11 protein-coding genes are annotated in these 11,238 nt (G+C 38.2%); 6 read left to right on the top strand and 5 right to left on the bottom strand.

Features of this window, described 5'->3' with window-relative positions:
- Positions 1-457 precede the first annotated feature (457 nt).
- Positions 458-1,540 carry a sensor domain-containing diguanylate cyclase gene (locus tag ABVZ64_RS01270; protein WP_352399245.1) on the top strand — a complete coding sequence of 361 codons (1,083 nt, stop codon included), beginning with the start codon at positions 458-460 and terminating at the stop codon, positions 1,538-1,540.
- Positions 1,541-1,698: 158 nt separating this feature from the next.
- Here ABVZ64_RS01270 and ABVZ64_RS01265 read toward each other — a convergent pair whose 3' ends face one another.
- From ABVZ64_RS01265 to ABVZ64_RS01245, 5 genes are all read right to left on the bottom strand, one after another.
- Positions 1,699-2,106 carry an arsenate reductase ArsC gene (locus tag ABVZ64_RS01265; protein WP_352399244.1) on the bottom strand — a complete coding sequence of 136 codons (408 nt, stop codon included), beginning with the start codon at positions 2,104-2,106 and terminating at the stop codon, positions 1,699-1,701.
- A complete protein-coding gene (gene arsB, locus ABVZ64_RS01260) occupies positions 2,099-3,148 on the bottom strand; it encodes an ACR3 family arsenite efflux transporter (protein ID WP_352399243.1) in 1,050 nt (349 codons plus the stop codon). Before arsB ends, ABVZ64_RS01265 begins: the two co-directional genes overlap by 8 nt.
- 4 nt (positions 3,149-3,152) lie before the next feature.
- On the bottom strand, positions 3,153-3,428 hold the full coding sequence (locus ABVZ64_RS01255; RefSeq protein ID WP_352399360.1) for a thioredoxin family protein: 276 nt from the start codon (positions 3,426-3,428) through the stop codon (positions 3,153-3,155).
- A gap of 181 nt (positions 3,429-3,609) precedes the next feature.
- Positions 3,610-4,572, bottom strand: coding sequence for a permease (locus tag ABVZ64_RS01250; protein WP_502892574.1), 963 nt, complete (start codon positions 4,570-4,572; stop codon positions 3,610-3,612).
- A gap of 138 nt (positions 4,573-4,710) precedes the next feature.
- Entirely contained in the window at positions 4,711-5,016 is a 306-nt protein-coding gene (locus ABVZ64_RS01245; protein ID WP_352399241.1) for an ArsR/SmtB family transcription factor, read from the bottom strand.
- A gap of 1,190 nt (positions 5,017-6,206) precedes the next feature.
- On the opposite strand from ABVZ64_RS01245, the gene ABVZ64_RS01240 reads away from it, so the two are divergent.
- The 5 genes from ABVZ64_RS01240 (at position 6,207) to ABVZ64_RS01220 (ending at position 11,224) form a co-directional block, all read left to right on the top strand.
- A complete protein-coding gene (locus ABVZ64_RS01240; RefSeq protein WP_352399240.1) occupies positions 6,207-6,752 on the top strand; it encodes a hypothetical protein in 546 nt (181 codons plus the stop codon).
- A 473-nt stretch (positions 6,753-7,225) separates the two neighbouring features.
- Positions 7,226-8,287, top strand: a complete 1,062-nt coding sequence (locus ABVZ64_RS01235; protein ID WP_352399359.1) for an acyltransferase family protein — start codon at positions 7,226-7,228, stop codon at positions 8,285-8,287.
- A 324-nt stretch (positions 8,288-8,611) separates the two neighbouring features.
- A complete protein-coding gene (locus ABVZ64_RS01230) occupies positions 8,612-8,734 on the top strand; it encodes a hypothetical protein (protein WP_352399239.1) in 123 nt (40 codons plus the stop codon).
- 104 nt (positions 8,735-8,838) lie between these two features.
- Positions 8,839-10,500: a biotin/lipoyl attachment domain-containing protein gene (locus ABVZ64_RS01225; protein WP_352399238.1), complete on the top strand. Its 1,662-nt coding sequence runs from the start codon at positions 8,839-8,841 to the stop codon at positions 10,498-10,500.
- Between the two features lie 16 nt (positions 10,501-10,516).
- Positions 10,517-11,224, top strand: a complete 708-nt coding sequence (locus ABVZ64_RS01220) for a YggS family pyridoxal phosphate-dependent enzyme (RefSeq protein WP_352399237.1) — start codon at positions 10,517-10,519, stop codon at positions 11,222-11,224.
- The last annotated feature ends 14 nt before the right edge of the window (positions 11,225-11,238 follow it).

Below are 11,238 nucleotides of genomic sequence, written 5' to 3'. Positions count from 1 at the left end.
TTAGGTAACTGTGCAAAGCTAGAAAAAAAAGAGAATATGAGAATACGGGTGACCATTTTGCTTGCTACGTTTATTCCTGTTTTTACCCTTGTGGGGGGACATGTTTTACAAGCTATATTCATCACTTACTTAATAATATACATACATTATATTGACAGAAACCATAGAAAATGTGCGATCATGTTATAATTACCTTGGGCAGGGGAATAAAGTTTGCATATATGTACGGTGGAAGGGATAGTTTGCTTTGAAACAAAAAGGCGCGGATGAGACAAAAGCTATAAAGGGACCATTTTTTCTTAAAATTATTTTATTTTGACAAGGGATGATTGCTGGAACATCCAAACTTGGTTTTTCCTAAAAAATAATTTACTTTTATTCTGATGGAAGGATATGTTATAATTTTGATATTAATAAATTTGTAAAAATTTATTTGTAGGGGGATGCTCGCTTAAATATGGATAAATTAAAGAGTTCCATCAGACGATTAGAGGCTTTGATATTAAGTCTAGATAATAAGTTAGATACCAATCATGATATATTAGAACTGATAAAGGATTGTAAGAATGAAATCAGTAGGAAAGAGCAGGAAGGCTTGGAGTTAAAGAATCAATTGAAAAATGCCAATAAAAAACAGGAATTCTATTTGACTGCATTAAACGCTTTGCCAAACCCTATTTTTATGAAGAATAGTCGAGCTGAATTCATATTCTTTAATGAGGCATACCAAAAATATTTTAATATGAATCCAGAGGACTATTTAAATCGTACGGTGTATTCTTTGGATTATCTACCATTAAACGAACGAGAGAAATACCATAAGGAAGATACTAAGTTAATACAAACGGGGCTCGTTCAATATCATGAGAAGTGTTTCCAATTGTCTGACAAAAACCATGGGGATGCACTCTACTGGAGCAAGGGATTTATGACGGAACAAACAAAAATCCAGGGTCTGATTGGAGAGATTGTTGATATTTCCACTCAAACCAACTTGAAGAATGAATTAAAGAAGAATATTGATAAATTAGAATTGGCGAATAAGCAAATCCATGAGATGGCCAGGCTTGATTATTTGACGAATATTTATAATCGACGGGTATTGGGTGAGCTTGTGCAAAAAGTGGTGGGTAGCAATGAAAATAAAAAGCAACCCGTCTATTTTCTATTAGCTGATTTGGACCATTTTAAATTGGTTAATGATAATTTTGGCCATTCTATGGGAGACAAGATTTTGGTGAGGTTTTCGGAGTTGCTTAAGGAAGCCTGTGGAGATAAGGATATGATCATTCGCTATGGAGGAGAGGAATTTTTGATTATCCTGCTCGATACGGATGAATTATCGGCGGTAAAGGTTGCTGAAAGAATTCGCAGTTGTGCTGAAAAAGAATTGCTTTTGCCAAACCATTGTAGCATTACTGTAAGTATTGGTATAACGGAACACAAAACAGCAGAAGGGATTGATAGTTGTCTGTATCGTGTTGATTCCGCATTGTATCAAGCAAAGGAGAATGGTAGAAATCAGATTGTGGTGTGCTAAATCGTTGCTGGCTGAACTTCCCTACAGCAAGGCATTGTTAAAAATATAGGAGTTTATCTTTCGAAAAGTAAGCCCCTTAAGATAAAGATATATGAAGATCAGGATAAAATACATATAATTCAAAAAAACTGGTAAGTGATTTCACTTACCAGTTTTTTCTATATGCTTTTCTGATTGATACGGTTACATAGATCATTTATTTTTTGCTCAATGAGGCCAATGGTTTTTATGAAATCCTCATCGGACTTTCCTGTGGGATCGTCAATGCCCCAATCCTCCCTGTGCTTACAGGGGAGGGTAGGGCATTGTACGTTACAACCCATTGTTATCACCACATCTACCAAAGGAATGTCTGCCAGGAGCTTGCTTCGTTGTGTTTGCTCCATATCAATAGAGTATATTTGTTTCATGAGGCGAACTGCATCTTGATTGATTTGGGGTTTTGTTTCAGTACCAGCGGAATAGCTTTCAAACACATGGGATGCCAGATGTTTACCCAGTGCCTCTGCGATTTGGCTGCGACAAGAATTGTGGACACATATAAAAGCAACTTTTGGTTTATTCATTTATGAACCATCCTTTCGTTTTGTTAGCAAAGTGTACGAGCATCAGCATAACAGGCACTTCCACCAGAACGCCTACAATGGTAGCTAGGGCCACTGGACTTCCAGCTCCAAAAAGGGCAATAGCAACGGCTACCGCCAGCTCGAAGAAGTTTGATGCACCAATCATTCCGGCAGGTGCGGCAATACTATGGGGAAGCTTTAGTGCTTTGCAGGCAATATAGGCAATGGCAAAGATAAGAAATGTCTGCAAAATAAGGGGGATTGCAATGAGAACAATATGCAATGGGTTTTCTAGGATTACCTCTCCCTGAAAAGAGAAAATAATAATCAGCGTTAGGAGAAGACCTACAACAGTAATATGATCAAACTTAGGGATAAAATTATTTTGAAAATACCCAATTCCTTTTTTCTTGACCACAAGGTGGCGGGTAATTACACCACCGCTTAAGGGAATAACGACAAATAAAACTACAGATAGTAATAAGGTATCCCAAGGGATTTGCACACCACTTACGCCCAAAAGAAAGGCAACAATTGGTGTGAAAGCCGCTAAAAGGATGAGGTCGTTGGTCGCCACCTGTACCACCGTATAAGCGGCATCCCCTTTTGTTAGATGACTCCAAACAAATACCATTGCGGTGCAAGGGGCAGCCCCCAAAAGCACTGCGCCTGCCAGATAGTCAAGAGCCAGGTCTGTGGGAATGAAGCTTTTGAACAATACGAAGAAAAATAGCCATGCAATGCCAAACATTGTGAATGGCTTGACAAGCCAATTGATTACCCAAGTGACAAATAAGCCCTTGGGGTTATTGCCTACATTTTTGATGCTACGAAAGTCCACCTTTAACATCATGGGATAAATCATAAGCCAAATTAAAATTGCTATGGGTATGGATACATTTGCATACTCAAATCTACCTAAAAAAATCGGTATTGCAGGTAAAAATTTTCCAATTAGAACCCCGACTATCATGCATAGGACAACCCATAGCGTTAGATAGCGTTCAAAAAATCCGATACCAATGTTTCTCTTTTCTGCCATTGGGTTACCCCCTGTTTTCCTTCAGAATTTTGATCACTTCATCTTTTTTCAAAACCTTACCATAGGAAACCACTTTACCATCCACGATGAGGGCTGGAGTTGTCATTACGCCATAGGCTGCAATTTGGGAAAAGTCAGTGATATGGTCGATTGTAGTGTCCATATCCAGCTCTGTTAGTGCCTGGAAAGTTGCAGCCTCCAGTTGATTGCACTTTGCACAACCAGAGCCAAGAACCTTGATGGAAGCACCAGTTGTTTTAGCAGCTTCTGCTTGGGACATGGTTTCTTTGTTACATTGACCACCACAGCAACAGCCAGAGAATGTCTGTTCAATTTCAACTGCCTTTTTTGCTGGGGCTTCAGTAGGTGACGGGTCGCCGTTGCAAGCACACTGTACCTTTTTATCTTCTACTTTCTTTTTACCAAAACCAAATAAAGCCATGATCTAATCCTCCTTAAAATTAAATTAGTAAAAATTGAAATGCATTAAACATATAACCAACAATAATGATCCCAATGGTACAGATGGCTATGAAAACACTCAAAAGCCTGGGCTTTACCGCCTTTCGAAGCATAATCATGGAGGGTAAGCTTAGGGTGGTAACCGCCATCATAAAGCTAAGAATAGTACCAAGCTGTGCACCTTTATAGAGTAGGGCTTCTGCCACTGGTATTGTGCCAAAAATATCTGCATACATAGGTACGCCAATGAGTGTGGCTAAAATTACACCAAAGGGATTATTGCTACCCAATACCGCCTCAATCCAGTACTCGGGAATCCAGTTATGGATAATGGCACCGATACCAACCCCAAGCAGAATATAGGGGAGAACCTTTTTGAAAGTGGATAGCACCTGATCTTTGGCGTACACCCTACGTTCCTTTTTGGTAAGGGTGGGCGAATCTATATCCACGCTACTGGCATTTCGTATGAATTCTTCCACATATTTGTCCATACCCATTTTTTCTATGAGAGTACCGCCAACGACAGCAATCACTAGGCCGATTATGACATAAACAATGGCCACCTTTGCGCCAAAAATACTCATCAATAAAACTAGGCTACCTAAATCCACCATTGGGGATGAAATCAGGAAAGAGAATGTTACACCAAGGGGCAAACCCGCACTAGTAAAACCAATAAACAGTGGAATAGATGAGCAGGAGCAAAAGGGGGTTACTGTCCCCAGAAGGGCAGCGATAATGTTTGCCCATATACCCCGAAAACGCCCTAGTATTTTTTTACTTTTTTCCGGTGGGAAATAACTTTGGATGTAGGAGATTATAAAAATCAAAACACATAAAAGTACAGTTATTTTAATCACATCATAAAGAAAAAACTGAATACTGCCCCCCCACCGGTTGTTTATGTCTAGGCCAAAAGTAGATAACAGGTTGCCAATGAAAGTATTGAGCCACTTCATTCCCAAAATCTGATCTTGAAAAAACAGCCATGCCGATTGTAGAGTTTGCAAGAAAACCCCTCCATTCTTAAAATATTATATCAAAAAAATTTGATATGTTGTCTTAAAGAAAAACCATCAAAGGATGGTTATTTCGTTTCAACATTTGTCCGGTATTTGTTCTAAGCAAGGGGTTGTTAGCTGAACCAATAGATCTGCCGCATATTTGCTGCCAGACTGGCTTATGCGATAGTGTGTCCATTTCCCTTCCTGCCTACTATCAACCACTCCGGACTCACATAAGATTTTCATGTGATAGGACAAAGAGGATTGCCCGATTTCCATTTCATCAATGAGCACACAAGCACATTTTTCACCACTACGTAACAGATCCAAAATAGCAAGACGTTTTTCATCGCAAAACGCTTTGAAGATTTTAGCATTTTTTTTGTGGGCTGTATCCAAACCAAATCACCTCAAATCAAATCATTTTGATATGAACAGTATATGAATCTTTTTAAATTTTGTCAATACATCAAAAAAATTTATTTCTCAATTTTGGTGTTATATTTTTCTGGCAGGACTACATTATTTTTATAGAATACTTTTCTTAGTATTAATCCAAAGGGATACAATGATGCTTTTGTTTTTTAGTCCCTCTAACCTCTATTAAAATTGGTAACAGAAAAGTAATTTCTCGGATGTATTAGCAGCGATGTTTCAATGCAACGATGGTGCTTTGGAAGCAGGGCAGAATGGCCATTCATCTTCATGGTCTTATGAGAGTGGGAATTTGAAATGGTAACCTACCAAAGAGACTATACTTGAACTCAAAAAGATACTTCTGGATTATTTGGTTATGATTTTGAAGCACTGATAAGAAAGCAACATGGCATACGGCGGTCTTTAACATGAAAACGTGTAAACTAAAATGCCTAGATGTAGGTTAAGGCATGAAATGCATTTGAAGGTTTGCCCTGAACAAGGCTGCCTATAAAATTAAAGAGAAAAACAGATTATAGCATCATTGTACAGAAGGTTTTTTGAATTCTTCTAAGGGATTGATAGCGCTAATTTTTTTTCAAGGGGGTGAAAAGAAATTGATATGCATACAAGCAAAGGCTAAAATTGAATAATAAACCAATGTAAGTTAAAATCCTTGAAATTTGTTGTTTACTTTTACAGTGTTGCTGGGGTAAAGTAAGAGTACTACAAAAAAGTACCAATGTTGTTGTGGTTGCAATCGTGAAACGTTGCTGTTGTTTTATTACAGCAAAGAAAAGCCATTAAAATGCAAACCACAAGACAAAATATTAAAACTTACCACAAATTTTGTTGGGGTAGAGCAAGGGATGGAAATAGCCAAGGAATAACCCTTTTTCTCTTATGGATGGAATTATGGGGTTGTTGTTTTAGAGGTATAAGATGATAAACTTCAAATGCTATTGCACATAAAACCAAACAAAATCGCTGGCTCTTTTGTAAAATGAAACTGCTGTCAATAGTTAGCATGCATCTTTTATTTTGTTTTGCTTGTGATTTACAGTGGATTTCTTGGGCCAGAATGTATATAATCTTAAAGGTCTTTATTCATAAAAACCGCCGAGCTACTCGACGGATTTTAAAATTTTTTTGCATATTAAGGAGAAATAAATATGTCAAATTATGACAAAAGGTATATTTATATTGTTATATCAAAAACGAACACTACTTTAGGAAAGTTTATTCAAAGGCAGTTGGGCGTTGGATATAACCATTGTTCAGTTTCCCTGGATGATAGTCTAGAGGATATTTTTTCTTTTGGGCGTAAAGAAATACATAATTTTTTTCGGGCTGGTTTTGTCAGAGAAAGCATAAGCGATGGTTTTTTTGCAGTTCATAAGTATTCGGATGTTGCGGTGTTACAAATACCGGTGACGGAAGAACAGTGGAATCAGGCCAGTGAAGGTATTACTCAATTTAAACAGCAGAAAAACCAGTATAAATATAGCCTACTTGGTTTAGCATATTGCTATCTAGGCATTCCTGTTAAACGGAAAAATAAATATTTCTGTTCTCAATTTGTAGCCGAACTCCTAAAACAAGCAGGCATAGAGCTGTTTGATAAGGAGGAAAGTTTGGTTCGTCCCCACGATTTTTTGTCTGTTGGCGCGGGAGAAGTGGTTTATGCGGGAGAAATCGGTAATTACTGTGTTGCATAGGAGCTTCAAAATAAAATGATGAATTTTAACAGTCCCTTTTGGTCAAATGCATTTTTCCCCTATAGACCTTGGGAAAGAAGATCTGTTGAATAAGATTGGTGAATACTAGGAAATACATATAACGGTAATTGGAATTGAAAAGCACAAGCTGTGCAAACGGTTAAATCATAATACCTATGGACAAGAGTGCTTGGATTACCAAGGAACCCTGGCACTATTTATAGATATTGGAGTCTATCAAGGAATGATTATGGTTTTGACATTTAGGGCTGTATGATGTATTTTGGTTTATTCCACCCCTCTTTAGGGGGATTTACCCCTGTATATTGGATTGGCGTTGAACTTCTTTCTAATACATAGGAATTTACGGATAAGTTTTCTAAAAGGTCTAGCAAAGCCTTGGTTACTTTTTGGGGCTAAAAGCTGTGGGGGTTCTAAAAAGACAAAAGTGTAAAATAAGGATGTGAAACGTTATTAATACAAAATATGAAAGTATTGACTTAGCAAAGTATATTGCCTCCGTTTTTGTAATTGTGGTTCATGTATTAAGTGGTACAGAAATAAATAATTTTCTGGTATTTTTCTTCGTGCAAGGCATTGCTAGGCTGGCAGTGCCTTTTTTCTTTTGTTGCACAGGATATTTTCTAGCAGGAGAAGGGATTGAAAATGGGAAGGTGGTACTAGGGTTCAACAAAAAAATATTGAAGTTATATGCTATGTTATCCCTCATTTACATTCCCTTAGAGCTAGTGAAGATGACATTTTTGGGCACATTTCATAAGGCAGGTTTGTTGGGATATTTTCAGAGCATACTGGTTCGAGGCACCTTTGTTCATTTATGGTATTTCCCAGCTATTATCATTGCTACATTCAGCCTTCACTTTTTAATTACGCGCATACCTATTTCAATGGTGATTATCATAGCCACCTGTCTTTATTTGATTGGGTTGCTTGGTGATGGATATTATGGAATTTTGCATTATTTGCCCCAATGGATTTACCAATCTATGGCAGTGTATCAGGACGTTTTTCTGACTACAAGAAATGGTATCTTTTTCGGTTTGCCCTTTGTGCTGATGGGTGTAATGATTGCCAAAAGTAGCGGGATTCCTGCCACCAGCAAGGCTTTTCCGTGGTTTTTGGCCACACTTTTGTTTGGGGGATTTGAAATATATATTCTGAGTCATTATGAGTTAGCTGTGGACTATAACTTGACCTTGTTTCTGGTACCAGGAACAGTACTATTATTTTTGCTATTATTGGCAATGCCTGATAAACTGAAGATCCATAACGATTATGTTAGACTGTATAGCACCAAGTTATATGAATCTCATATGCTTTTTTATGGAATAATACTTGCGCTCGTGACGTTGTATGAAATACCATTATTAGAAAATGTAGGGATTCAGCTTTTGATGGTTTGGGCGGTTTCTCAGATGTTTGCCTGCTTTGCCGTAAAGAGAATAACAAGGAAAAAAAGAATGAAGAATGCTATGGAAAGGTTGGAAGGACGTAGTTACTTTATGCATCAATGAGAAATTTCTGTTGAGAATAAAGTTTCGTTTTATCGCATTTATATGGTTTTGGATATGTTTATAGTTGTCTGCCTTTATGCTTTAAGCCATAAAAGTTCAAAGCCATTTTTTAAAGCCTCATACAGTATGACCTATCTTGTGGGGGTTTCATTGTAAATGGAAGTGCCGTATTCGTCGGGCTGTTTTCCTTTTCCATAGAAACTAATTCCAAAAGTAAAGTTTTAATTTTTTTTGCCAGATTATTTTTTGACCAAAGGAAGGTAACACGCCTATTTTTTTTCATTCTGTTGTTACTATCAGTTGATTTGAGAAAAGAGGGTGCTTATGTATTGGTTGACAGCACAATTAAGAAAGAGTAGCAGGGTTGGTTTGGGTAACAGCAAGGGAGGAGATGAGGAAATGCTACCTCAGGAATTGATGGCCAATCAATTAAAGTGCAAAGAATAGAGAACTGTGGAACATAATGGATTATTTTTTGTTTACCTTATTGGAAAAATATTATATAATGATATGATAAAATTTGTTTGAAAAAGATGATAAGGAGGATTTCAATGAAAAAAGATTCCTCAAAGAATAGAAAAAGGAAACCACCGCAGCGGACGGAACAGCGGCCTCAAAGGCAACCACAAAAACATCCGCCACAGCCCAAGGGGTCATACCCAACAAAAGGAACCCTGTATAAGCTTGATCAAGCATCTCCTCAGGGCAGAAGAGAACTACATAACAGGGAAGTGACACCTCAAAGGGAGGAAGAAAGAAGGAGAAAAAGAAAAAGACGTATCCGCGTCAGCCGTGTTTTACCCATGTTTGTTTTTATGATAATTGGGCTATATCTTTTTGGACAAATTGTTACCATGACGGCTAAGAGTTCCGATGTGAATGTGGAAACGGTTGGTTATGGTGGTATTGATACCCCAAAAAGATACACGGGGCTTATTGTCAGAGACGAATATTTGGTTAAAAGCAACCGAACTGGCCAGCCTTTTTATCAGTATTCTGAGGGGGATTATGTTTCCAAAGATGCTGTGGTTTGTACAGTAAAAGATACGAATACTACCAACGATATCGAAAATATGCTGGACAAGCTAGATAAAGATATACTAAAAAGCCAAAAAAATCGATCAGATTTATCTGCATTTTCCGAGGACATCACTAGAATTGAAGAAAATATTCAGCGAGTTGTGGATTCCTACGGAGGGAGAAACATGAAAAGCGATGCAAGTTTTCTTTATGACATGAAGGAACAGGTGCAAGGCTTTATGATGCAAAGAAATGAGATTTGGTTGACAGAAAATGTTGATAGCCTGTCCCAACTGACGGAGGAAAAATCTCAGTATGAGCAAAAATTAGCCCAAAACCAAAGTAGCATTCGGGCGGAAAGAAGCGGGGTGCTGTGCCTTAGCTATGATGGCTTGGAGGAGACATTGACTCCAGAAACCTTGGGTGGAATTACCAAAGGGCAAATTGGCGATAGCAAAGTAAGCTATATTTCAAAGGCAAAAGCTACCTCAGAGGGAGATCCCTTGTTTAAAATCACTGCCAGTAATCAATGGTATATTGTTGCCTACTTACCAAATTCTGCAACAGTGAATTGGGGTAAGGGTGAAAACAAGATGCTGAATTTACAGCAGGAAGAAGAGGTTCAGAAAATAAATGCAAAGGTGGAATCGGTAGAGGTTGGAGAAAAAGAATCAAAAGTGATATTCTCTAGCTATGGGCAGATGGAATCCTTTATTAATAGGAGAATTTTAGAGTTTTATTTAGAAGAAACAACTATCGAGGGATTAAAGGTGCCTAACGATGCCATTGTAGAAAAATCTCTGATTTCTCTGCCAAAAGATTGTATGACGGAAAGTTTGGGCAACAATGGTGTTCTTTTGGTAAATGGTAGCAACACAAAATTTTTGCCGGTTTCCATTGTTTCATTCGATGAGGAAAACGTTTATGTAGATCAAAATGGTGAGTTAAAGCTAGGTGATGTTATTTTGCAAGGCGCGGGTGAAACGGCAAAGCAATACACGGTTGCTAGCTTATCCCCAAGAACGGGAGTTTATGTTGCAAACAGCTCCATGGCGAAATTTGTCCCCATTGATATTCTAGATCAAAATCAGGAGTATGCTATCATTCGCTCTGGCACAACCTATGGATTGCAGGCTTACGACTTAATCGTATCGGATGCGAAGAATATTAAAGAAGGTCAAGACCTTTATTAAGAGAGGAACGACACACATGAGTTATATTGCAGAAAATATCAGGGAAGTAGAGGCTAAGGTTACAGCTGCAGCACAAAGAAGTGGAAGAAAAAGAGAGGATATTCTTCTTTTGGCTGTAAGCAAAACCCAACCCGTTGAAGTCATACGCCAGGCGGTTGGGTGTGGACTTACCTCCCTAGGTGAAAATAAAGTACAAGAAATTATGGACAAATATGAACCAATGGGAGAGGGGGTACACTGGCACCTCATCGGCCATTTACAGACCAATAAGGTAAAATACATTATCGACAAGGTGGATATGATTCATTCTGTGGAAAGTTTGAAGCTGGCAGAGGAAATTGAAAAAAGAGCTGCAGCCAAGGGTTTGATAATGGATATTTTGGTGGAAGTAAACATGGCCGAGGAGGAAAGTAAGTTTGGTATCACACCAAAAAATGCAGAGGAGTTCATTCGAGAGCTTGCCAAGAAGGAGCATATACGTGTCAGAGGTTTGATGACCGTGGCACCTTTTGTTGAAAATTCGGAGGAAAATAGGGAATATTTCCGTCAAATGAAACAATTACAGGTTGACATCAATGCAAAAAAAATTGATAATGTAGTAATGGACGTGCTATCCATGGGGATGACGGGAGATTATGAAGTTGCCATCGAAGAAGGGGCGACCGTCGTTAGGGTAGGCACGGGAATTTTTGGCGAAAGAGATTACTCTAACCGAGGAAAATAAAGAATGTAACGACT

The sequence above is a fragment of the Anaerotignum sp. genome (assembly GCF_040307045.1).
In the GTDB taxonomy this organism is placed as follows: Bacteria; Bacillota; Clostridia; order Lachnospirales; family Anaerotignaceae; genus Chakrabartyella.
The sequence above is the reverse complement of the archived record's forward strand: the minus strand, read 5'-3'. Positions and strand labels throughout refer to the sequence as shown.